General features: G+C 74.2%; 21 protein-coding genes and 1 riboswitch. Of the genes, 11 read left to right on the plus strand and 10 right to left on the minus strand.

Features of this window, described 5'->3' with window-relative positions; translation table 11 throughout:
- The first annotated feature begins 2 nt into the window (after window positions 1-2).
- The 6 genes from ACI79H_RS13470 (at window position 3) to ACI79H_RS13495 (ending at window position 6,753) form a co-directional block, all read left to right on the plus strand.
- The gene (locus tag ACI79H_RS13470) at window positions 3-1,514 is read left to right on the plus strand and encodes a TldD/PmbA family protein (protein ID WP_456554907.1); all 1,512 of its coding nucleotides are present in this window, start codon (window positions 3-5) and stop codon (window positions 1,512-1,514) included.
- On the plus strand, window positions 1,511-2,899 hold the full coding sequence (locus tag ACI79H_RS13475) for a metallopeptidase TldD-related protein (RefSeq protein WP_456554908.1): 1,389 nt from the start codon (window positions 1,511-1,513) through the stop codon (window positions 2,897-2,899). The genes ACI79H_RS13470 and ACI79H_RS13475 overlap by 4 nt, the downstream gene beginning before the upstream one ends.
- A 270-nt stretch (window positions 2,900-3,169) precedes the next feature.
- A complete protein-coding gene (locus tag ACI79H_RS13480) occupies window positions 3,170-3,472 on the plus strand; it encodes a hypothetical protein (protein WP_456554909.1) in 303 nt (100 codons plus the stop codon).
- Window positions 3,473-3,516: 44 nt separating this feature from the next.
- Window positions 3,517-4,005, plus strand: coding sequence for a hypothetical protein (locus ACI79H_RS13485; RefSeq protein WP_456554910.1), 489 nt, complete (start codon window positions 3,517-3,519; stop codon window positions 4,003-4,005).
- Window positions 4,006-4,187: 182 nt separating this feature from the next.
- The gene (locus ACI79H_RS13490) at window positions 4,188-5,216 is read left to right on the plus strand and encodes a C40 family peptidase (protein WP_456554911.1); all 1,029 of its coding nucleotides are present in this window, start codon (window positions 4,188-4,190) and stop codon (window positions 5,214-5,216) included.
- A gap of 67 nt (window positions 5,217-5,283) precedes the next feature.
- Window positions 5,284-6,753: an APC family permease gene (locus ACI79H_RS13495; RefSeq protein ID WP_456554912.1), complete on the plus strand. Its 1,470-nt coding sequence runs from the start codon at window positions 5,284-5,286 to the stop codon at window positions 6,751-6,753.
- On the opposite strand, the gene ACI79H_RS13500 is transcribed toward ACI79H_RS13495, so the two are convergent.
- Window positions 6,741-7,322 (minus strand): YdeI/OmpD-associated family protein, encoded by a 582-nt coding sequence (locus ACI79H_RS13500; protein ID WP_456554913.1) that lies wholly within the window; start codon window positions 7,320-7,322, stop codon window positions 6,741-6,743. The two genes, ACI79H_RS13495 and ACI79H_RS13500, sit on opposite strands and share 13 nt — an antisense overlap.
- Window positions 7,323-7,421: 99 nt before the next feature.
- Here ACI79H_RS13500 and ACI79H_RS13505 point away from each other — a divergent pair, with 99 nt between their 5' ends.
- The 4 genes from ACI79H_RS13505 to ACI79H_RS13520 all read left to right on the plus strand — a co-directional run bounded on the left by ACI79H_RS13505 (window position 7,422) and on the right by ACI79H_RS13520 (window position 10,984).
- The gene (locus ACI79H_RS13505) at window positions 7,422-8,162 is read left to right on the plus strand and encodes a histidine phosphatase family protein (RefSeq protein WP_456554914.1); all 741 of its coding nucleotides are present in this window, start codon (window positions 7,422-7,424) and stop codon (window positions 8,160-8,162) included.
- Window positions 8,143-9,033 (plus strand): NAD(P)H-hydrate dehydratase, encoded by an 891-nt coding sequence (locus ACI79H_RS13510; RefSeq protein WP_456554915.1) that lies wholly within the window; start codon window positions 8,143-8,145, stop codon window positions 9,031-9,033. The genes ACI79H_RS13505 and ACI79H_RS13510 overlap by 20 nt, the downstream gene beginning before the upstream one ends.
- 67 nt (window positions 9,034-9,100) lie before the next feature.
- On the plus strand, window positions 9,101-10,444 hold the full coding sequence (gene gdhA / locus ACI79H_RS13515) for an NADP-specific glutamate dehydrogenase (RefSeq protein ID WP_456554916.1): 1,344 nt from the start codon (window positions 9,101-9,103) through the stop codon (window positions 10,442-10,444).
- Window positions 10,445-10,453: 9 nt separating this feature from the next.
- Window positions 10,454-10,984 carry a gamma carbonic anhydrase family protein gene (locus ACI79H_RS13520; protein WP_456554917.1) on the plus strand — a complete coding sequence of 177 codons (531 nt, stop codon included), beginning with the start codon at window positions 10,454-10,456 and terminating at the stop codon, window positions 10,982-10,984.
- Here ACI79H_RS13520 and ACI79H_RS13525 read toward each other — a convergent pair whose 3' ends face one another.
- From ACI79H_RS13525 to ACI79H_RS13565, 9 genes are all read right to left on the minus strand, one after another.
- Window positions 10,985-12,046, minus strand: a complete 1,062-nt coding sequence (locus tag ACI79H_RS13525; RefSeq protein WP_456554918.1) for a threonine aldolase family protein — start codon at window positions 12,044-12,046, stop codon at window positions 10,985-10,987.
- Window positions 12,047-12,088: 42 nt separating this feature from the next.
- On the minus strand, window positions 12,089-13,159 hold the full coding sequence (gene metX, locus ACI79H_RS13530) for a homoserine O-acetyltransferase MetX (protein WP_456554919.1): 1,071 nt from the start codon (window positions 13,157-13,159) through the stop codon (window positions 12,089-12,091).
- A gap of 4 nt (window positions 13,160-13,163) precedes the next feature.
- Window positions 13,164-14,456 carry a bifunctional o-acetylhomoserine/o-acetylserine sulfhydrylase gene (locus ACI79H_RS13535; RefSeq protein ID WP_456554920.1) on the minus strand — a complete coding sequence of 431 codons (1,293 nt, stop codon included), beginning with the start codon at window positions 14,454-14,456 and terminating at the stop codon, window positions 13,164-13,166.
- A gap of 42 nt (window positions 14,457-14,498) precedes the next feature.
- Window positions 14,499-14,617: riboswitch (SAM riboswitch) on the minus strand.
- Window positions 14,618-14,684: 67 nt separating this feature from the next.
- Window positions 14,685-15,473 (minus strand): amino acid ABC transporter ATP-binding protein, encoded by a 789-nt coding sequence (locus tag ACI79H_RS13540; RefSeq protein WP_456554921.1) that lies wholly within the window; start codon window positions 15,471-15,473, stop codon window positions 14,685-14,687.
- A gap of 8 nt (window positions 15,474-15,481) precedes the next feature.
- Window positions 15,482-16,438 (minus strand): amino acid ABC transporter permease, encoded by a 957-nt coding sequence (locus ACI79H_RS13545; protein ID WP_456554922.1) that lies wholly within the window; start codon window positions 16,436-16,438, stop codon window positions 15,482-15,484.
- A 17-nt stretch (window positions 16,439-16,455) separates the two neighbouring features.
- Complete coding sequence (locus ACI79H_RS13550) at window positions 16,456-17,382, minus strand: ABC transporter substrate-binding protein (protein WP_456554923.1); 927 nt, start codon at window positions 17,380-17,382, stop codon at window positions 16,456-16,458.
- Between the two features lie 86 nt (window positions 17,383-17,468).
- Window positions 17,469-17,987, minus strand: a complete 519-nt coding sequence (locus ACI79H_RS13555; RefSeq protein ID WP_456554924.1) for a hypothetical protein — start codon at window positions 17,985-17,987, stop codon at window positions 17,469-17,471.
- Window positions 17,984-18,883 (minus strand): mechanosensitive ion channel family protein, encoded by a 900-nt coding sequence (locus tag ACI79H_RS13560; protein ID WP_456554925.1) that lies wholly within the window; start codon window positions 18,881-18,883, stop codon window positions 17,984-17,986. The genes ACI79H_RS13555 and ACI79H_RS13560 overlap by 4 nt, the downstream gene beginning before the upstream one ends.
- 28 nt (window positions 18,884-18,911) lie before the next feature.
- Window positions 18,912-19,718: a thioesterase family protein gene (locus tag ACI79H_RS13565; protein WP_456554926.1), complete on the minus strand. Its 807-nt coding sequence runs from the start codon at window positions 19,716-19,718 to the stop codon at window positions 18,912-18,914.
- Between the two features lie 193 nt (window positions 19,719-19,911).
- Here ACI79H_RS13565 and ACI79H_RS13570 point away from each other — a divergent pair, with 193 nt between their 5' ends.
- Window positions 19,912-21,756, plus strand: a complete 1,845-nt coding sequence (locus ACI79H_RS13570; RefSeq protein ID WP_456554927.1) for a BCCT family transporter — start codon at window positions 19,912-19,914, stop codon at window positions 21,754-21,756.
- Window positions 21,757-21,870 lie beyond the last annotated feature (114 nt).

Raw genomic sequence — 21,870 nt, forward strand, 5'->3', positions numbered from 1 at the left:
AGGTGCCCCCGAGATCCGTCGACGAGTCCTTCCTCGCCCTCCCCCTGTCGGCGCTGACCGACGCCGCGCTCACCCGCGCGCTGGACCTGGGGTGCGAGCACGCGGACCTGCGCGTCGAGCGCATCCGCACCCAGACGATCAGCCTGCGCGACGCGCGCCCCGAGGCGGTGACCGACGGCGAGGACCTCGGGCTCGCCGTCCGCGTGGTGCACGAGGGCACGTGGGGCTTCGCCGCCGGCGTCGTCCTCACCGCCGCGGAGGCCGTGCGGCTGGCCGAGCAGGCGGTGGCCGTGGCCCGGGTGTCCGCGGCCATCAACTCCGACCGGGTCGAGCTCGCGCCCGAGCCGGTCGCCCCGGACGCGGCATGGGTGTCCGAGTACGACGTCGACCCCTTCGCCGTCCCGGACCCCGAGAAGACCGCGCTGCTCGGCGAGTACTCCGAGCGGCTGCTGGCCGCCGACGGCGTCGAGCACGTGCAGAGCAGCTGCATGCACGTCAAGGAGCAGAAGTACTACGCCGACACCGCCGGCACCCGCACCCGCCAGCAGCGGGTGCGCATCCACCCCGAGTTCACCGCGCTCACCGTCGACCGCGCGACGGGCTCCTTCGAGTCGATGCGCACCCTCGCCCCACCGGCGGGCCGCGGCTGGGAGTACCTCACCGGGACCGGCTGGGACTGGGGTTCCGAGCTCGCCGAGATCCCGGAGCTGCTGCGCGAGAAGACCAAGGCGCCCTCGGTCGAGGCCGGCCGCTACGACCTGGTCATCGACCCGTCGAACCTGTGGCTGACCATCCACGAGTCCATCGGGCACGCCACCGAGCTCGACCGCGCGCTGGGCTACGAGGCCGCCTACGCCGGGACGTCGTTCGCGACCGTCGACAAGCTGGGCACGCTGCAGTACGGCGCGCCGGGGATGCACGTCACCGGTGACCGGACCACCCCGCACGGGCTGTCCACCGTCGGCTGGGACGACGAGGGCGTCGCCGGGCAGGAGTGGGACATCGTCCGGGACGGCGTCCTCGTGGGCTACCAGGTGGACCGGAACATGGCGCGGCTGCGCGGGCTGCCCCGCTCCAACGGCTGCGCCTTCGCGGACTCGCCGGGCCACGTGCCCGTGCAGCGGATGGCCAACGTGTCGCTGCGGCCGGCGCCCGACGGCCCGTCCACCGACGAGATCATCGGCGGGGTGGAGCGCGGCATCTACGTCGTCGGCGACAAGAGCTGGTCGATCGACATGCAGCGCTACAACTTCCAGTTCACCGGGCAGCGCTTCTACCGGATCGAGGACGGGAAGCTGGCCGGCCAGCTCCGCGACGTCGCCTACCAAGCCACGACGACGGACTTCTGGGGGGCGATGTCGGTCGTCGGCGGACCGCAGACCTACGTCCTCGGCGGTGCCTTCAACTGCGGGAAGGCCCAACCGGGGCAGGTGGCGCCGGTGAGCCACGGCTGCCCGACCGCACGCTTCGACCAGATCTCGGTCCTCAACACCGTCCAGGAGGCAGGCCGATGAGCGCCCCGAGCGCGCAGGAGCTCGTCGAGCAGGCGCTGGCCGCCTCGACCGCCGACGGCCAGATCACCTGGGTCACCGAGCAGTCCGAGGCGAACCTGCGGTGGGCCAGCAACAGCCTCACCACCAACGGGGCGATGCGCTCGCGCTCGGTCGTCGTCGTCTCCTTCGTCGACGGGGGCGCCGGGATGGCCGCGGGCACGGTCGCCCGCACGGGGACCCCGGACATCGCCGAGCTGGTCGCCGCCAGCGAGCGCGCCGCCCGCGACGCCGGCCCGGCCGAGGACGCCGTCCCGCTGGTCGCCGAGGCGCCGCCGGGCGCCGGCGACTGGTCGGCCGACCCCGCGGAGACCTCGATCGAGGTCTTCGCCGAGTTCGCGCCGCAGCTCGGGCAGGCGTTCGGGGAGGCACGCGACCGCGGCGAGCTGCTGTTCGGCTTCGCCGAGCACTCGATGCGCACCACCTACCTGGGCAGCTCGACCGGCCTGCGGCTGCGCACCGACCAGCCCACCGGCCGGGTGGAGCTCAACGGCAAGAGCACCGACTTCGCCCGCTCGGTCTGGTCGGGCGCGGGCACGCGCGACTTCCGCGACGTCTCGGTGGCCGCCCTGGCCGCGGACGTGGAGCGGAAGATGGGCTGGTCGCAGCGGCGCATCGACCTGCCGGCCGGGCGCTACGAGACGCTGCTGCCGCCCTCGGCGGTGAGCGACCTGATGATCTACCTGTACTGGACGATGGAGGCCCGGGACGCCGACGAGGGCCGCAACGTCTTCGCCCGCCAGGGCGGCGGCAACCGCATCGGCGACCGGCTGGCCGAGCTCCCGCTCACGCTGCGCAGCGATCCGGCCCACCCCGGCCTGGAGACGGCGCCGTTCCAGGTGGTGCCGGCGTCCTCCGGTGCGGCCTCGGTGTTCGACAACGGGCTGGCTGCGCCGGCGATCGACTGGATCACCGACGGCGTCCTCACCAACCTGGTCCGCCCGCGCGCCTGGGCGCTGAAGCAGACCGCGCCGGCCACGGTCGCCGTCGACAACCTGGTGCTCGAGGACCGGTCAGCCACCGCCACGCCCGAGGAGATGGTGGCCTCGACCGAGCGCGGGTTGCTGCTGACGACGCTCTGGTACATCCGCGAGGTCGACCCGCAGACCCTGCTGCTCACGGGGCTGACCCGCGACGGCGTCTTCCTCGTCGAGGGCGGCGAGGTGACCGGCGCGGTGAACAACTTCCGGTTCAACGAGTCGCCGGTGGACCTGCTGGGCCGCACGGTCCAGGCGAGCCGCACCGAGCGCACCCTGCCGAGGGAGTGGAACGACTGGTTCACCCGTGCCGCGATGCCGATGCTGCGGGTTCCGGACTTCAACATGAGCTCGGTGTCGCCGGCCAGCTGAGGGCCGTCCGGGGGGAGGGTGCGACCCGTCCGTCACACCCGTCACGCGGACGGCGCCGGGCGGTCGAGTTCCCACAACCGCCCGGCGGGACGCTGGGAGGTTTGTGACGGCGACGCCGCGTGCTCGCGGGCTTACCGTGGGTGTCGAAAGTCGGTGCAACAGAACGCTTTACCGCAGGCGCCACCCTGCCGAAACCTTCTGCAGCTCCTTTTTTCGGACAACACGCACGGGCCCGGCTCCGCGGAACGGGCTGTCGAGGGGAGGACTCCCATGACCAGGAGTCACAAGCCGTCCGTCTTCCAGGTCGGCAAGGTCCGCGACGACGGCCACACCGTCGTCATCTCCGGCTGGGGCCTGGGCCTGTGCGCCACGGCCTGCGCCTGCCACCGCCACCCGTCGGCCGGCAACCTCGCCATCGACGAGGACCAGGCCGGTGGCCGCCTGGGTCTGGTCAGCTTCGCCGACGGCGAGTGCGGCTGCTGCGAGGCGTGGACGGCCGACGAGCTGTCCGCGATCCTGCGCGACTTCCAGACCGTCGCCGGCCTGCAGGTGCAGGAGCCGCTCGCCGGCTGAACGACCGCGTTGCCCCTGCCCGCATCGCGGGTAGGGGCTCTCGCATGCTTGGACGAGCCGCGCTGCGCGGTGCTCTGGCGGGCCTGGCCGGCGTCGCGGTGATGACCTCCGTCGAAAAGGTGGAGCAGTCCCTCACCGCCCGCCCGAACTCCTACGTCCCCGCCCGGACCCTCACCGCGGTGACCACCGGCCGGCGACTGCCCGGCTCCGCCCGGCCCCTGGTGCGGAACCACCTCATGCACTGGGGTACCGGTGCTGCGGTCGGAGCCCTGCGCGGGATCTGGTCGGCGTCCGGACTGCGCGGCTGGCGGGCGTCGGCCTGGCACGCCTCCGTCCGGCTGGCCACCGACCAGACGCTGGAGAACGCCACCGGCGTCGGTTCGCCCCCGTGGACCTGGTCCCGCGGCGACCGCGTGGTCGACGTGGGCCACAAGGCCGTCTACTCCTTCGTCACCGGCGTCGTCGCGGACCGGCTGGTCCCGCTCGCCGCCGACCGCGGCGCGGACGGGACCGCCCGCCACCCCCGGCGCTGACGCCGGCGGGCCTCCTGCGCCTCGCGGGGCCGATGTGCCGGGTGGGACGAACGGGAGGCGCACACCCCTTCCCGTCCCGCGCGCCGTCGGCTACACGTCGACACGACCTCCCTACGGTGCGTGTCGACGCGCATCACGAGTGCCCTTCCCCGGCGCCGGCGCAGCTCGATCGGAGGCCGACGGTGCAGTCCGCACGCACGACCCCGCGCCGCCGCTCCCGGGCCGTCCTGGCCCTGGGCGCCGCGCTCGCCGCCGTCGCCACGGGCGTCCTCGCCCCGTCACCGGCCGGCGCCGCGCCCACCACCGTCGCCGAGGCCCGCGAGGCCATGCGCACGGCCGCCCAGGAGCTCACCGCCGTCGACGAGCAGCTGCACGAGGCCGAGCTGGCCGTCGCCGCCCAGCGCCAGGCCGCCGCGGTCGCCGCCGAGGGGGCCACCGCCGCCCACGCGGCGCTGGCCGTGTTCGAGCCGCAGCTGCGCGCCATCGCCCAGAGCGGCTACACCGGCCGGACGCAGTCGCGGATGGCCGCCTTCCTCGGCGGCTCGTCGGCGGACGTGCTCGTCCAGCAGATGACGACGCTGGACCTGATCGCCACCCGCACGAACGCGATCGTCGCCCAGGCCGCCGTGGCGCAGAACACCGCCCGCGAGGCGCAGGCCGCCGCCGACGCCGCGGCCGAGCTCGCCGAGGCCGCCGCGGCGCAGCTCCGGGAGCAGAAGGCCGAGGTCGAGCGCCGCGCGGCCGCCTACCAGGCCGACTTCGACCGGCTCTCGGCCGAGGAGCAGGCCCGCCTGACCACCGCCGTCGCCGGCCGCTCGATCCAGGCCCCCTCGGTCGCCGAGCTGCCCGTCGTCCCCGGATCCGCCGCTGCCGTGGCCATCCAGGCGGCGCTGGCCCAGGTCGGCGACCGCTACCAGGGCGGCGCGAGCGGCCCCGACGCCTTCGACTGCTCCGGTCTCACCTCGTACGCCTACGCAGCCGCCGGCGTGACGCTGCCGCACTCGAGCCGGGCCCAGTCCCAGCTCGGCCGGCAGGTCTCCCGCGAGGAGCTGCAGCCCGGCGACCTGGTCTTCTACTACACGCCGATCAGCCACGTGGCGCTCTACATCGGCGACGGCATGGTCGTGCACGCCCGCACCTACGGGAAGCCCGTCGCCGTCACCAGCGTCGACCAGCGCGGCTACCGGTTCGGCATCCGCCTCGGCGGCTGACCCGGCACAGGCAGCTGTCGCGGCGGTTGCACAATCGAGCGGTGACCGCTCCGACCCGCCGCCCCGGGTGACCACCACCTCGACCGGCTCCCGCGCGACGGCGACGCTCCGCCCCGATGCCGTCGGCTTCCTCGACACCCTCGTCATCGGGCTGGCGGCGACCTCGCCGGCGTACTCGCTGGCCGCCGTCCTCGGGCCGATCGTCGCCCTGGTGGGCGTGCACGCACCCGGCGTGCTGCTCGCCTCGTTCCTGCCGATGCTGCTGATCGCCGGCGCCTTCGCCGCGCTCAACCGGGTCGACCCCGACTGCGGGACCACGTTCTCCTGGGTCACGCGCGCCCTGGGCCCGTGGGCGGGGTGGCTCGGCGGCTGGGCGATCGCGATGACCGGCGTCCTCGTGCTCGGCTCGCTGGCCGAGGTGGGCGTGCGGTTCACCCTGCTCGCGGTGGGCCTGGACGGCTGGACGGAGTCGACCCTGGTCGTCCGGGGGCTCTCGGTGCTGCTCGTCGTGCTCATGGCGGCGATCTGCGTGCGGGGCACGGAGCTCTCGGCCCGGCTGCAGAACGGCCTGATCGTGGCGCAGACCGTCGCGCTCGTCGTCTTCGCCGTCGTGGCGCTGGTGCGCGGGGTCCGGGGCGACAGCCCGTTCGGCGGGCTCACGCCGGAGTGGAGCTGGCTGGACCCCTTCGGCTCCGGCGGCGCCGCGCTGACCGGCGGGCTGCTGCTGGGCGTGTTCGCCTACTGGGGCTGGGAGTCGGCGGTCAACCTCACCGAGGAGACCCGCGACCCGCTGCGGGCACCCGGCCGGGCCGGCGTCTGGTCCACCGTCGTCCTGCTGGTCACCTACCTGGGCGTGGCGACGGCGGTGGTCGCGTTCGCCGGCACCGCGTGGCTGGCCGGGAACGCCGACGAGGAGGAGGCGGTGTTCGCGCTGCTCTCGTCGGAGGCGCTGGGCGGCTGGGACTGGGTGGTCCTGCTGGCCGTGGCCACCTCGGCGATCGCCTCGACGCAGACCACGATCATCCCGGCGTCGCGGACCGGCCTGTCGATGGCGCGGCGGGCCGCCCTCCCGCGCCGCTTCGCCTCGATCTCGCCGCGGCACCGCACCCCCGACGTCTCCACCTGGTGGGTCGCCGGGGTCGGCGCGGCCTGGTACGTCGGCGTGAGCCTGATCAGCGAGAACGCGCTGTTCGACTCGATCACCGGGCTGTCGCTGCTGATCGCGCTGTACTACGCCCTCACCGGACTGGCCTGCGCGGTGTACTTCCGGAGGCAGCTGCTCGGCAGCGTCCGCAACCTGCTGCTCCTCGGGGTGGGCCCGCTGGCCGGCGCCTCGATGCTCACCTGGCTGCTGGTGCTCTCCGTGCGCGACCTCGCCGACGCGGAGAACTCCTACACCGGGCAGGCGTGGCTGGGCGTCGGGCCGCCGCTGGTCATCGGTGTCGGCGTGATGCTCGCGGGCGCCGGCCTGATGCTGTGGTGGCGCCGGCGGGACGCGCGCTTCTGGCTGGAGCGACCGAGCACCTACGCGGGCTGATCGCCGCCGCCGGCCAGCTGCTCGACCGCCGCGGCGATCCGCTTCGCCCGGGTGGCGTCGGTGGTCGCCGTGTGCACCCGGTGCAGCACGGAGTACCGGTCCTGGCCGCCGAGCCGGTCGAACGCCGCCCGGGCCGCCGGGACGGCGTCGAGGGCCGCGGTCAGGTCGTCCGGCACCGTGATCGTCGCCGGGCCGGCGTACGCCCGGTCCCAGCGGCCGTCGGCCTTCGCCGCCTCCACCGCGGCCAGCCCGGCGGGGCGCATCCGCCCCTCGGCGGTCAGCCGCTCGACGGTGGCGACGTTCTTGAGCGACCACACGCTCTTCGGCCGCCGCGGCGTGATCCGCTGGAGGTAGAAGGAGTCGTCGAGCCGGTTGGCGCGGCCGTCGATCCAGCCGAAGCACAGCAGCACCTCGACCATCTGCTCCCAGTTCACCGAGGGGACGCCCGAGGCCTTCTTGGCGATCTTCACGTACAACCCGGGCGCGGTCAGGTGCTCGGCCTCGAGCCATGCCTCCAGCTCCGCCTGGTCGGCGAAGGCGCGCACCGGCAGGTCCGTGGGCAGCGTCACGGCGCCATCCTGCCCGCCGGGGGTGACGGTTTCGGGATCCGCGCGCGCGGCTAGAGCCGGGCGGAGGGCCGCGCGGCGCGGCCGGGACGGGAGCCGCAGGTGGCGAGCAGGGAACCGGGGCCGTCGGTGCTGTGGCTCGTCCGGCACGGCGAGAGCATGGGCAACGTCGCCGACGCGCACGCGCAGCGCGCGGGGGCCGGCCGGCTCGACCTCGACGTGCGCGACCCCGACGTCCCGCTGTCGGACACCGGCCGATCGCAGGCCGAGGCGCTGGGCGACTGGCTGGCCAGGCTGCCGGAGGACCAGCGGCCGACGGCGGTGCTCAGCTCCCCCTTCGAGCGGGCGCTGACCACCGCCCGCCTGGCGACGGCGGACCTGGGCCTGCGCGTGCGCACCGACGAGCGGCTGCGCGAGCGCGACTTCGGCGCCTTCGACCGGATGACCGGCGCCGGGATCCGCGAGCAGTTCCCCGACGAGGCCGAGCGCCGCGACCTGCTGGGCAAGTTCTACTACCGGCCCCCGGGCGGGGAGAGCTGGGCCGACGTCGCGCTGCGCATCCGCAGCCTGCTGGCCACCGAGGGCCTGCGGCACGACTGCGAGCGGCTGGTCGTCGTCGCCCACCAGGCGGTGATCATGGTCTTCCGGTACGTGCTCGAGGAGCTGACCGAGCAGGAGCTGCTCGCCGTCGACCGCGAGGAGCAGGTGGCCAACGCCTCGCTCACCCGCTACGAGCGGGAGGAGTCGGGCGCCTTCCGGCTCGCCGCCTTCAACGAGGTCGACCACCTGGTCGCCGAGCACGAGCACGTCACCGAGGAGCCCGATGCCGTCGAACAGGCCTGACGCCACCACCGTCACCCCCGAGGTGCTGCAGGGCTGGGCGCTGCCCGAGCCCAGCGGCGGCAAGAACGCCCGGGGGTCGATCCTGGTGATCGGCGGCAGCACCGAGACCCTCGGCGCGGTGCTGCTGGCCGCCGAGGCGGCGATGCGGGCCGGCGCGGGCAAGCTGCAGGTGGCGACCGTCGCCTCGATGGCGCCGCACGTGGCCACCGCGCTGCCCGAGGCGCTCGTGCGCGCCCTGCCGCAGACCGACGGGGGCGCCATCGCCCCGGACGCGGCCGACGTCGTCCGGGACCTGGCCGAGGCGGCGGACGCCGTCCTCATCGGGCCCGGCATGGGCGACAAGGAGGCCACCCAGGGCTTCGGCGAGCGGCTGCTGCCGCACCTGCGCGGTCCGCTGGCCCTCGACGCGCTCGGCCTCGCCGTGGTCACCGCCGACGACGGCTGCGTGCACCACCTGGCCGGCCGGGTCGTGCTGACCCCCAACCCGACCGAGGCCGCCTACGCGCTGCACGTCGAGGAGGACGCCGTCGACGAGGACCCGGCGGGCGCCGCCGCCGACCTCGCCGGCCGCACGCGGGCGGTCGTCGGGCTCGGCGGGGCGACGTCGTGGATCGCCGCGCCCGACGGGCGGATGTGGCGCGACGAGAGCGGCAACGACGGCCTCGGGGTGTCCGGCTCCGGGGACGTGCGGGCGGGCATCACCGGCGGGCTGCTGGCCCGGGGCGCCGAGCCCGCGCAGGCGGCGGTCTGGGCGGCGTGGCTGCACGGCCGCGCGGGCGAGCGGCTGGCGCAGTCCGTGGGCCGGCTGGGTTTCCTCGCCCGCGAGCTCCCGGGGCAGGTCCCGGCGGCGCTGGCGGAGGTGCCGACCTGACCGGCGCGCCCGCGCGCGTACCTTGATCCTCCCCCGCTCTCTCGCCGGTCAGGAGGACCCCGTGCACGTGGACGTCCCTGCGAAGGTGCAGGAGATCTACGCCGAGGTGCTGCGGCGCAACCCCGGCGAGGCCGAGTTCCACCAGGCCGTCCACGAGGTGCTCGAGTCGCTGGCGGTCGTGCTCGGCCGGCACAGCGAGTACGCCGAGATGAAGACGATCGAGCGGATCTGCGAACCCGAGCGGCAGATCATCTTCCGCGTGCCGTGGCAGGACGACCGCGGCGAGGTGCAGATCAACCGGGGCTTCCGCGTCGAGTTCAACTCCGCGCTCGGCCCGTACAAGGGCGGGCTGCGCTTCCACCCGTCGGTGAACCTGGGCATCGTCAAGTTCCTGGGCTTCGAGCAGGTGTTCAAGAACGCGCTCACCGGCATGCCGATCGGCGGCGGCAAGGGCGGCTCGGACTTCGACCCCAAGGGCCGCTCGGACGCCGAGGTCATGCGCTTCTGCCAGTCGTTCATGACCGAGCTCTACCGGCACCTCGGCGAGTACACCGACGTGCCGGCCGGTGACATCGGCGTCGGCGCCCGCGAGGTCGGCTACCTGTTCGGCCAGTACAAGCGGATCACCAACCGCTACGAGTCCGGCGTCATCACCGGCAAGGGGCTGGGCTGGGGCGGCGCGCTGGTGCGCACCGAGGCCACCGGCTACGGCGCCGCCTTCTTCGCCGACGCGATGATGCGGGCCCGCGGCGAGTCCTTCGACGGGCGCCGGGTGGTGATCAGCGGCTCGGGCAACGTCGCCGTCTACGGCATCGAGAAGGTGCACCAGCTCGGCGGCCGCGTCGTGGCGTGCTCGGACTCCAGCGGCTACGTCGTCGACGAGGGCGGCATCGACCTCGAGGTGCTCAAGCAGGTCAAGGAGGTCGAGCGCGGGCGGATCAGCGACTACGCCGACCGGGTCGACCGCGCCCACTTCGTCGCGCAGGGCAGCATCTGGGACGTGCCCTGCGAGGTCGCGGTGCCCAGCGCCACCCAGAACGAGCTGGACGGGAAGGCGGCCCGCACGCTCGCCAGCAACGGCTGCCAGTACGTCGTCGAGGGCGCCAACATGCCCACCACCCCCGACGCGGTGTCGCTCTTCCGCGCCGCGGGCATCGGCTTCGCGCCGGGGAAGGCGGCCAACGCCGGTGGCGTGGCGACATCGGCGCTGGAGATGCAGCAGAACGCCTCCCGCGACCGGTGGAGCTTCGAGCACAGCGAGGCCAAGCTCGAGGAGATCATGCGGGGCATCCACGCGCGCTGCCACGAGACCGCCGAGGACTACGGGGCCCCCGGTGACCTCGTGCTGGGCGCCAACGTGGCCGGCTTCCTCGAGGTGGCCGAGGCGGTGCACGCCCACGGGCTGATCTAGGTTCGCGGCGTGGAGAACTTCATCGGCGCCCTGGACTTCGGCACCCCCGCGATCGACGACGAGGCGTTCGTCGCCCCCACGGCGGTCGTCGTGGGCGCGGTGACGATGGGCCCGCGGTCGAGCATCTGGTACGGCGCGGTCGCGCGGGCCGACGCCGAGGTGATCGAGATCGGCGCCGACTCGAACATCCAGGACGGCTGCACGCTGCACTCCGACCCCGGCTTCCCGCTGGTCGTGGGTGACCGGGTGTCGGTGGGCCACCGGGTCGTGCTGCACGGCGCCCGCATCGACGACGACGTCCTGGTCGGCATGGGCAGCGTGGTCATGAACGGCGCGCACATCGGCTCGGGCTCGATCGTGGCCGCCGGCGCCGTCGTCACCCAGGGCAAGGTGTTCCCGCCCCGGTCGCTGATCGCCGGCGTCCCGGCGAAGGTCATGCGCGAGGCCACCGACGACGACCAGCTGCACATCGCGTACAACGCGAAGGCCTACAGCGACCGGCTCGAGGGAGCCCGCCGGGTGCGCCGCCTGGAGGGCTGATCAGCCCGCCAGGGCCGCGATCGCGGTGCGGATCTCGTCGATCCCGAGCGCCAGCGTCGCGTCGCCCACCGGCAGCTCCACCCGCACCGTCCCCGGGTCGCCGGTGACGGTCGGCTGCTCCCACGTCCACAGCCCGTCCTCCGCCAACTGCCGGCCGGCCGCCGTGAACGCCTCCCGGGAGGTGCGCAGCAGCAGGTGCAGCATCGGCGTCTGCGGGGGATCGGGGACGACGGTGACCCCGGGCAGGTCGCGGACGGCGTCGGCCACCGCCCGGGCGCGCTCCAGGTAGGCCGGCATGAGTGGCAGCCGCCGGCGCAGGCAGCTCAGCGCCGACGCCGCACCCGGCCACAGGCCGAACAGCGTGCCGCCCAGCCGGCGGCGCCATTCCCGCACCTCGGCGACGACGTCCTCCGGGCCGGCCAGGCAGCAGCCGGCCAGCGCGCCGATGCCCTTGTAGAAGCTGACGTAGACGGTGTCGAAGGGCCCGGCCACCTCGGCGGGGGAGCGGCCGTAGCCGGCCGCGGCCTCCCACAGCCGGGCGCCGTCGAGGTGCGCCGCCGCGCCGCGCTCGTGCGCCCACTCCGCCTGGGCGACGACGTCCTCGAAGGCGGGCTGCTGCCCGCCGAGGTCGCGCTGCGGCAGCTCGACCAGCAGCGCCGCCGGGCGCTCGGCCACGGCGTCGAGGTCGGCGCGCAGCAGCAGCGAGTGGCGCCCGCCCACGGGCCGCAGGACCAGGCCGTGCAGCCGCTCGAACGCCTGCTCCTCGTGGGCCAGCAGGTGGCTCTCCGGATGGCAGAGCACGGTCCGGCGGGCGCGGCGCTCCGCGTGCACCCGCAGCGCCGCCTGCTGCGCCATCACGCCGCTGGGCAGGTAGACCGCCGCCGGCTTCCCCAGCAGCGCGGCGACCTCGGCCTCCAGCTCGACCACCACGCCGCCCGCGCCGTAGCGGTCGGGCTCCGTGCCGGCCGGGATGGTGGCCAGCAGCGTCTCCGCCCGCCACTCCCCGTGCCCGGTGAGCGCGCGATCGCAGGCGTCGCGCAGCGCGCGCAGGTCGTCGTCCACGAGGGACAGTCTGCCGAGGCCGGCGCCGGCGGCGGGCGATGGCTAGGCGAGCAGCTCGCCCAGCAGTGCACCGACGGCGGGCACCTCCACGAGGAAGCCGTCGTGGCCGTACGGGGACGGGATCAGCCGCAGCGGCACGCCGAGCGCGTCGGCGACCCGCCGCTGCAGCGCCGGCGGGTAGAGCCGGTCGCTGTCGATGCCGGCGACGACGGTGCGCGCGGTGATCCGGGCCAGCGCCGCCTCGACGCCACCGCGACCGCGGCCGACGTCCCAGGAGTTCATCGCCTCGGTGAGCACCACGTAGCTGCCGGCGTCGAACCGGCCGACCAGCTTGTCGGCGTGGTGGTCCAGGTAGGAGGCGACGGCGTAGCGCCCGTCCTCCTGCACGCGGGCGCCGAACCGCGCGTCGAGCTCCAGGGCGCTGCGGTAGGTGAGGTGGGCGATCCGTCGGGCCACCCCCAGCCCGTCCACCGGTGGGTCGGCCGGGTCGAAGTCGCCGCCGCGCCACCGCGGATCGGCCCGCACCGCCGCCTGCTGGGTGCTCTGCGTGCCGATCTGGTCGCCGCTGGCCGCCGCCCCGGACGCGAGGAAGAACAGCGAGCCGACCCGCTCCGGCAGCGCGACCGCCCACTCCAGCGCCCGCATGCCGCCCATGGAGCCGCCGACGACGCACGCCCAGCGGTCCACGCCGAGCGCGTCGGCCAGCGCCACCTCGACCTGCACCTGGTCGCCGACGGTCACCTCGGGGAACCGCGACCCCCACCGCGCGCCGTCAGGGGCGAGCGAGCCAGGCCCGGTCGTCCCCTGGCAGCCGCCGAGCACGTTGGCGCAGACGACGAACCAGCGGTCGGTGTCCAGCGGGCGGCCGGGGCCGACCAGCCCCTCCCACCAGCCGCCGGTCGGGTGCCCGGGACCGGCGGCGCCGACGACGTGGCTGTCGCCGGTCAGCGCGTGCTCGACCAGCACCGCGTTGCCGCGGTCGGGCGCGAGCGTGCCCCACGTCTCGTAGGCCACCCGCACCGACGGCAGCCGGCCGCCGCGCTCGAGCGAGGTGGCGGGCAGGTCGAGGAAGATCCGGTCACCGACCGGATCCCCCTCGACCCACCCACCCATCGCGTCAGGCCTGCTTGGCGGCCCGGAACCCGGCCTCGAGGTCGGCCAGGATGTCCTCGATGCCCTCCAGGCCCACGGCCAGGCGCACCAGGCCGGGGGTGACGCCGGTGGTCAGCTGCTCCTCGGGGGTGAGCTGCGAGTGCGTGGTCGACGCCGGGTGGATGACCAGCGAGCGCACGTCGCCGATGTTCGCGACGTGGCTGTGCAGCTCGAGCGCCTCGACGAACTTCTGCCCGGCCTCCTTGCCGCCGTGCAGCTCGAAGGTGAGGACCGCGCCGGCGCCCTTCGGGGCGTACTTCTGCTGCGCGGCGTGCCACTGGTTGGTGGGCAGGCCGGCGTAGTTCACCCGGTCGACGGCGTCGTGCGCCTCGAGGAACTCGGCGACCCGCTGGGCGTTGGCCACGTGCCGCTCCATGCGCAGCGACAGCGTCTCGATGCCCTGCACGACGAGGAAGGCGTTGAACGGCGAGATGGCCGGGCCGAGGTCGCGGAGCAGCTGCACGCGGGCCTTGAGGGCGTAGGCCGGCGCACCGAGGTCGGCGTAGACGACGCCGTGGTACGTCGGGTCGGCCGTGGTGAACATCGGGTGCTTGCCGCCGCGCCAGTCGAACGTGCCGCCGTCGACGATGAGGCCGGCGATCGCGGTGCCGTGGCCGCCGAGGTACTTCGTGGCCGAGTGCACGACGATGTCGGCGCCGAACTCGAACGGGCGGATCAGGTACGGCGTGGCCACCGTGTTGTCGACGATCAGCGGGACGCCGTTGCGGTGCGCGACGCCGGCGACGGCCTCGATGTCGAGGATGTCGCCCTTCGGGTTGCCGATGGTCTCGGCGTAGAAGGCGCGGGTGTTCTCCTGGACCAGGGCCTGCCAGGCCTCCGGGTCGTCGGGGTCCTCGACGAAGGAGACGGTGATGCCCAGCTTGGGCAGCGAGTGGTGCAGCAGGTTGTACGTGCCGCCGTACAGCGAGGCGGAGGCGACGACGTGGTCGCCGGCCTCGGCCAGGTTGAGGATGGCCAGGGTCTCCGCGGCCTGCCCGGAGGAGACCGCGAGCGCGGCGACGCCGCCCTCGAGCGAGGCCACGCGCTGCTCCAGCGCGTCCTGCGTCGGGTTCATGATCCGGGTGTAGATGTTGCCCATCTCGGCCAGCGCGAACAGGTCCGCGGCGTGCTGGCTGTCGCGGAACTGGTAGCTGGTGGTCGCGTAGATGGGCAGGGCGCGGGCCCCGGTGGTGGGGTCCGGGCTGGTCCCGGCGTGGATCTGCCGGGTCTCGAAGCTCCAGCTCTGCGGGTCGCTCATGCGCCGTCTCCTCTCGCTCGGGAGACCCCGCGGCGCACGGGAGCTCCGTCCTTGCCCTCGCGGCGGGCGCCGCGACAGCCGGCTCTTCCCCTGGAGCACCTCAGACGGAGTAGGAGGTTGCCGGGCAGTCAGCCAGGTGCTTCGCACTGCCTCTCGTGAGCCACGGTGATCTTAGGCACGCGCGATGTCCCACGTGGAACACGGGTCACAGGGCGGACGGCTCGGCCTTCACAGCACCTTCGAGAGGAACGCCCGGGTGCGCTCGTGCTGCGGGTCGGTGAGCACCCTTCGCGGGTCGCCGGCCTCGACGACGGCGCCGTCGTCCATGAACACCAGGCTGTCGCCGACCTCGCGGGCGAACCCCATCTCGTGGGTGACCACGACCATCGTCATGCCGTCGTCGGCCAGCCCGCGCATGACGTCGAGGACCTCGCCGACCAGCTCCGGGTCCAGGGCCGAGGTGGGCTCGTCGAAGAGCATGAGCTTGGGCTCCATCGCCAGCGCCCGGGCGATGGCCACCCGCTGCTGCTGACCGCCGGAGAGCTGGTTCGGGTAGTTGTGCACCCGGTCGCCGAGCCCGACGCGCTCGAGCAGGGCCGCGCCCCGCTCGCGGGCGTCGGCCTTGCTCACGCCCTTGACCTGCACCGGCGCCTCGACGACGTTCTCCAGCGCGGTCATGTGCGGGAACAGGTTGAAGCGCTGGAACACCATGCCGATCTCGCGGCGCTGGGCGGCGACCTCGGAGTCGCGGAGCTCGTGCAGCTTGCCGTCCTTCTCGCGGTAGCCCACGAGGTGGCCGTCGACCGACAGCCGCCCGGCGTCGATCCGCTCGAGGTGGTTGATGCAGCGCAGGAAGGTGGACTTGCCCGACCCCGACGGCCCGACGATGCACATGACCTCGCGCGGGGCGACCTCCAGGTCGATGCCCTTGAGCACCTCGACGTGCCCGAAGGATTTGTGCACCCCCTCGGCCTCCACCATCGGCGGGACGGCGCTGCCGGCCGCCGGGCTGCTCATCGCGCTGCTCAATGCGTGCTCCCGACCTCGGTGGCCCGGCGGGCCGCCCGCTGCTGCCGGGTCTCCCGGCTGCCGAAACCGCGGCTGAACCGCTTCTCGAGGAAGTACTGCCCGACCATCAGCAGGCTGGCCAGCGCGAGGTACCAGAGGATCGATGCCACGGCCATCGGGATGACCTGGAAGGTACGGCTGCCGATGGCGCGCAGCTGGAAGTTGAGCTCGTTGGTCACGGGCACCGCGATGAGCAGCGAGGTGTCCTTGAGCATCGCGATCGTCTCGTTGCCCATCGGCGGGATGATCACCCGCATCGCCTGCGGCAGCACGATCCGGCGCATCGTCTTCGCGCGGCTCATGCCCAGGGCGGCGGCCGCCTCCGTCTGCCCGGGGTCGACCGACTGGATGCCGGCCCGGACGATCTCCGCCGCGTAGGCGGCCTCGGAGAGCGCCAGCCCGATCAGGCCGGCGACGAACCCGCGGAAGATGTCGTTGCCGTCCAGGCTGAGGAAGCGCCAGTCGCCCGTGATGCCGAACAGGTCCATGAGCTGCTGGTCGAAGGGGAAGCCCAGCTCGTAGGTGGAGTACAGCGCCCCCAGGCTGGCCGAGAAGAACAGCAGCACGATGCGCGGGATGGCGCGGAAGAACCAGATGTAGACCCACGCGGCGCCGGCGACGACGGGGTTCGACGACAGCCGCATGACCGCCAGCACGATGCCCAGGGCGATGCCGATGACCATCGCCAGCACGGTCATGACCAGCGTGGTCCGCGCACCCCGGAGGACGCCTTCGCTGAACATGTTGTCGACCATGAAGTCCCACCGGAACACCGGGTTGGTGACCAGCATGTGGACGAACATGGCCACCAGCACAGCGATGACGGCGGTGGCGATCCAGCGACCGGGATGCCGGACCGGCACCGCCCGGATCGGTTCGGGCGGTGCCGGTGTCGTGCTCGTGTCGTCGGGCATCGGCGGAGCGGGAGGGGTCAGCCGGCCGGGTTGACTTCGGGTGTCTCGATGGCGCCGGCCTCGACGCCCCACTTCTCGAGGACCTCGGCGTAGCTGCCGTCCTCGATCAGCGCGGCGAGCGCGTCGGCGAGGACCTGGGCGAGCTCGGTCGAGGCCTGGGGGACGACGTAGCCGTAGGGCGCCGAGTCGTAGATGTCGCCGAGCAGCTCGAGCTGGTCGTTCGTCTGCTGGACGGCGTAGGCCATGACCGGGGAGTCGGCGAGACCGGCGTCGACCCGGCCGGAGACGATCGCGGCGGTGGCCTCGTCCTGGCCCTCGAACTGCTGGATGTCGATCGCCTCCTCGCCGGCGGCCTCGCACTCGGCCGAGCGGGCGGTGATGTCGTCGACCTGCACCGTGCCCCGCTGGACGGCGATGCTCTTCCCGCAGGCGTTGTCGGCGTCGACGTCCTCCGGGTTGCCCGCCTGGACCGCCCACTGGGTGCCGGCGGAGAAGTAGCTGACCATGGTGGCCTCGGCGAGCCGGTCGGGGTTGATCGTGAACGAGGAGACGCCGACCTCGTACCGGTCCGAGCCCACGCCGGCGATGATGGAGTCGAACGAGGCCGACTCGAACTCCGCCTCGAGGCCGAGCTTCTGGGCGACCAGCGTGAACAGGTCGATGTCGAAGCCGACGATCGTCTCGCCGTCCTCGGCGATGAACTCGCTCGGGGCGTAGCTGGTGTCCGTGCCGACGGTGATCGTCCCGTCCTCGCTGATCTCGGCGGGTACCCGCGCGGCCAGCTCGTCGTCGACCTCGACCGAGGGCAGGCTCTCGTCGGCGGCCGGGGTCTCGGAGGAGCCCGAGCTGTCGGAGTCGTCACCGCAGCCGGTGAGGACCAGCGCGGCGGTGGTGGCGGCCGCGACGGCGGTCGCGGCGCGGCGGGTCAGGGAGCGAGCGGACACGATGCGGGGTCTCCTTCGGGCGGGGCAGACGCCTGATCTTGCCTTGCGCTGCGCCGATCCGTCCCGGGAGGTCCGTACCGCTTCGGTCACGGTGTGGCCGGCGACGACGTCGCGGGTGCCTCCTCCTCGGTCGTGTCGGCGCTGGGTCCGGTGGTCCCCGGCGTCCCGGTCGGGCTGCCCGGCGAGGTGCTCGGCGCGGTGGTGCCGGGGCTCGTCGAGGTGGGTGCGGGGCTCGTCGTGGGGGTCTCGGACGTCCGCGAGGGCGTCGGGGTCGGGGTGGGCGCCGGCTCCTCCGAGGGCTCCGGCGTCGTCGTCGGCACCGGCACCACCGGGACCACCGGCGCCTCCACCTCGCTGCTGCCCCCGGCCGGGTCGGTGCCCGTGCCCGTCGGGTCCGGGCGGACGCCGAGGTACAGCGTGAAGATCGCGAGGAACAGCAGCGAGAGGACCACGGTGGAGGTGCGGGCGCGGCCCAGGTGGTGGGGTACGGCGCCCCAGCGCCACCGCCCGCGCTCGGTGGGCGGCGTCGCCCCGCTGGTGGGGGCGGTGCTCACCGTGGGCGTGGCGACCGGCTGGGGCGCGGTGCCGTCCTGCGGCGCGGTCATGCGTCCTCCCCGTCGCGCGCGAACTGCTTGGTCTCCGCGTCACCGGCCGCCGGGGGCGGGGTGACCTGCATGCCCTGGGCCCGGAAGGCCAGCACGATGCGGACCCGCAGGTCGCGGCCGACCTCGAACTGCTTGCCGGGCAGGGTGCGGGCCACGACGCGGACGTTCACCTCGTCCAGGCCCAGGCTCTCCACGCCCATGACGGTGGGCGGGTCGAGCAGCAGCGGCCGCAGCGCCGGGTCGCGGAACGCGGCACGGCCCACCTCGCGCAGGATCTCGTTGACCCGGTTGACGTCGGCGTCGGAGGGGACGGGCACGTCGATGACGGCGCGCGCCCAGTCGCGGGACAGGTTGACGACCTTGACGATCTGCCCGTTGGGCACGGTCACGACCTCGCCGTTGGCCGAGCGCACCCGGGTCACCCGCAGCGTCACGTCCTCGACGGTGCCCTCGGCCGGGTCGCCGCCGCCCACGACCTGGATGGACACGACGTCGCCGAAGCCGTACTGCCGCTCGGTGATGAGGAAGAAGCCGGCCAGGACGTCGCCGACGATCCGCTGGGCACCGAAGCCCAGGCCGACGCCCAGAACGGTGGCCGGCGCGACCAGGCCGGTGATGGGCACGCCGAGCCGGTCGAGGACGAAGAACACCGCGACGGCGTAGATCAGGACGACCGCCGTCCAGGTGACGACCTGCGTGAGCGAGTGCCGGTGCTTGGCCGCCTCGGAGCGCACGAGCGCGTCGCCGCCGGTGTACCGCGCGTCGATCCGGTCGGTGATCCGGCTGCCGGCCCAGCCCACGAAGCGGGCGAGCAGCACCGAGCCCAGGATGATCAGGACCACCTCGAGCCCGCGCCCGGCCAGCCAGTCCAGGACCTCTCTCAGCGAGTCCCCCACGGAGCGTCCTTCCTCGTCGATCCGGTCGTCATCGCGGTTCCACGAACAGCGACTGCGTCGAGCGGCCGATCGGCCCCTCCGCGTCGAACAGCACGGCGGTGCACTGCGCGGCGCCGGCGTCGCCCAGCACCGTCGTGGCGTCCATGCCCAGCCACTCGCCCCGCGGCGGCCGGTGCAGCGCCACGCCCAGGTCCACGTTGGCGAAGGTGGCGCTGCTCCAGTCCAGCACCGCCGAGATCCCGCTGGCGGCGTCGGTCATGACCAGCAGGTGCTGGAGCGGGGAGATCGGCTCGCCCTCCACCAGGGTGCACTGCGGGCGGGTCCAGGCGGCGGCCGGGCCGGGGGAGTTGAAGCTGCCCGAGGCGAAGCGCCACTCGAGCGCCCGGTGGTAGGCGACCTCGGAGCTGAAGAAGGCGGCCTCGTCCCGCCGCGCGGCCAGCGGGCCCTCCGGTGCGGGGTGCGGCAGCTCGGGCGCGGCCCCCGGCACGGCGGCGGGGAGCCCTTCGGTGCGGGTGCGCATCCGCCAGGCCGACAGCCGCATGAGCGGGCGGTCGTCGCCGGCGTCCAGCACGGCCTCGACCAGTTCGATGCGGCGGCCCGGCCGCACGACGCGCGCGGTGGTCCGGACCGGTCCCACGGGGACGGGGCCGAGGATGTCGTAGGTCAGCCGGACCGTCTGGCCGCCGGCGATGCCGCCGGCCCGCTCCACCTCGCGGGCCAGCAGGGCGGCCGGCGGGCCGGCGTGCTGCAGGCCGGGGTCCCACGGGCCGATGGTCAGGGCGGTCGCGTCGAACCGGTCCCCGGTCGGCACGTACAGGGCGCTGGGCAGCTCCATCGGCCCAGTCTCCCGTGCCGTGGCCCGGGCGCCGGGGACCACCCGGTCGGGGGAGCGCCCCGCCCGTCGGTGACCGGTCGGTTTGCAGCCGGGACGGGTTGTGCGGACCGTGTAGGGCGGTGCGCCGGCCAACGCCGGTCGGCTGCGCCCTCGAGACGAACGGAGGGGCGCCGCCCGCGGCGCCGGAGGAACCTTGACCCAGAACCCGACCACGACCCCGCCCGCCCAGGCGCCGGCCGACGCCGCGGACGGCCCGGGCGGCGCCACCGTCCACCCCGCGCTCGCCCAGCCACCCCGCGGCCCGGCCGCCCGCAGCGGGCACCTCGACACCACGGTGTTCGGCGTCGCCGCCGCCGTCGCGCTGGCCTTCGTCGCGTGGGGCTTCCTCGCCCCGTCGAACCTCGGCAGCACCAGCGGCACCGCGCTGACCTGGATCGAGACCAACCTCGGCTGGTTGTTCGTCCTGCTCGCCTCGGCCTTCGTCGTCTTCGTGATCTGGCTGGCCGCCAGCCGCTACGGGCGCATCCCGCTGGGCCGCGACGACGAGGCGCCGGAGTTCCGCACGGTCTCGTGGATCGCGATGATGTTCAGCGCCGGCATGGGCATCGGGCTGATGTTCTTCGGCGTCAGCGAGCCGCTCACGCACTACGTGTCGCCGCCGCCGCGCACCGTCGAGGCGGAGACGCCCGAGGCGGTCTCCACGGCGATGGCCACCACGCTGTTCCACTGGAGCCTGCACCCGTGGGCGATCTACGCCGTCGTCGGGCTGGCGATCGCCTACGGCACGTTCCGCCGCGGCCGCCCGCAGCTGATCAGCTCCGCCTTCGCGCCGCTGTTCGGCCGCCGGCGCACGGAGGGCCCGGCGGGCAAGTTCATCGACGTCCTGGCGATCTTCGCCACGCTGTTCGGCTCCGCGGCCTCGCTGGGCCTCGGTGCGCTGCAGATCGGCAGCGGCGTGGAGATCCTCGGCTGGCTGGGGGACGTCGGCAACGGAGCGCTCGTCGCGATCATCGCGGTGCTGACCGCGGCGTTCGTGGCCTCGGCGGTGTCCGGCGTGGCCAAGGGCATCCAGTGGCTGTCCAACATCAACATGGTGCTGGCCGGGGTGCTGGCGCTGTTCGTCTTCGTCGTCGGCCCCACGGTGCTGATCCTCAACCTGGTCCCCGGCGCGATCGGCGCGTACTTCGCCGACCTGGCCGAGATGGCCGGGCGGACCGAGGCCAGCGGCGGCGACGCGATGGCGGAGTGGCTGCGCGGCTGGACGGTCTTCTACTGGGCCTGGTGGATCAGCTGGACGCCGTTCGTCGGGCTGTTCATCGCGCGGATCAGCCGCGGCCGCACGATCCGCCAGTTCGTGAGCGGTGTGCTGCTGGTCCCGTCGGTGGTCAGCCTGGTCTGGTTCGCGATCTTCGGCGGCGCGGGCATCGCGGCCCAGCGGGACGGCGCCGACGTCGCAGGGCAGTCGACGTCCGAGGGTCAGCTGTTCGGCGTGCTGGGCACCTACCCGCTGGCCACGCTCATGACGGTGCTGGTCATGGTGCTGGTGGCGATCTTCTTCGTCTCCGGCGCCGACGCCGCCTCGATCGTCATGGGCTCGCTGTCGGAGCGCGGCACGTTGGAGCCGAGCAGGCGGACGGTGATCTTCTGGGGCGTCGTCATGGGCGCCGTGGCGGCCATCATGCTGCTGGTCGGCGGCGACGAGGCCCTGACCGGGCTGCAGAACCTGACGATCATCGCCGCGCTGCCGTTCGCGCTGGTGATGGTCGGGCTGGCGGTCTCGCTGGCCAAGGACGTGCGCTCGGACCCGCTCGTGCTGCGCCGGACCGCGGCGGTGGAGGCCGTCGAGCAGGCGGTCGTGCACGGCATCCGGCACCACGGGGACGACTTCGTCCTGTCGGTGAAGCCGGCGCCGGACACCGACGGCGACGGCGTGCCCGACACCGAGGGCCCGCTGCGCGCGGCCGAGCGGAAGCACTCGCCAGGCACGGCCGGGACGGCCGACGTCGGCTCGCCGGTGCCGGCCGAGCACCGCCCCTGACCCGCGGGGGGGGGGGGGGGGGGGGGGGGGGGGGGGGGGGGGGGGGGGGGGGGGGGGGGGGGGGGGGGGGGGGGGGGGGGGGGGGGGGGGGGGGGGGGGGGGGGGGGGGGCCGG

It is taken from the genome of Blastococcus sp. SYSU D01042, from assembly GCF_054050515.1.

Coding starts and splice junctions, on each gene's coding strand:
- ACI79H_RS13475 (WP_456554908.1), top strand. CDS start 1,511: ATGAGCGCCCCGAGCGCGCAGGAGCTCGTCGAGCAGGCGCTGGCCGCC.
- ACI79H_RS13480 (WP_456554909.1), top strand. CDS start 3,170: ATGACCAGGAGTCACAAGCCGTCCGTCTTCCAGGTCGGCAAGGTCCGC.
- ACI79H_RS13485 (WP_456554910.1), top strand. CDS start 3,517: ATGCTTGGACGAGCCGCGCTGCGCGGTGCTCTGGCGGGCCTGGCCGGC.
- ACI79H_RS13510 (WP_456554915.1), top strand. CDS start 8,143: ATGCCGTCGAACAGGCCTGACGCCACCACCGTCACCCCCGAGGTGCTG.
- metX (WP_456554919.1), bottom strand. CDS start 13,159: ATGGGTGGGTGGGTCGAGGGGGATCCGGTCGGTGACCGGATCTTCCTC.
- ACI79H_RS13535 (WP_456554920.1), bottom strand. CDS start 14,456: ATGAGCGACCCGCAGAGCTGGAGCTTCGAGACCCGGCAGATCCACGCC.
- ACI79H_RS13540 (WP_456554921.1), bottom strand. CDS start 15,473: ATGAGCAGCCCGGCGGCCGGCAGCGCCGTCCCGCCGATGGTGGAGGCC.
- ACI79H_RS13545 (WP_456554922.1), bottom strand. CDS start 16,438: ATGCCCGACGACACGAGCACGACACCGGCACCGCCCGAACCGATCCGG.
- ACI79H_RS13555 (WP_456554924.1), bottom strand. CDS start 17,987: ATGACCGCGCCGCAGGACGGCACCGCGCCCCAGCCGGTCGCCACGCCC.
- ACI79H_RS13565 (WP_456554926.1), bottom strand. CDS start 19,718: ATGGAGCTGCCCAGCGCCCTGTACGTGCCGACCGGGGACCGGTTCGAC.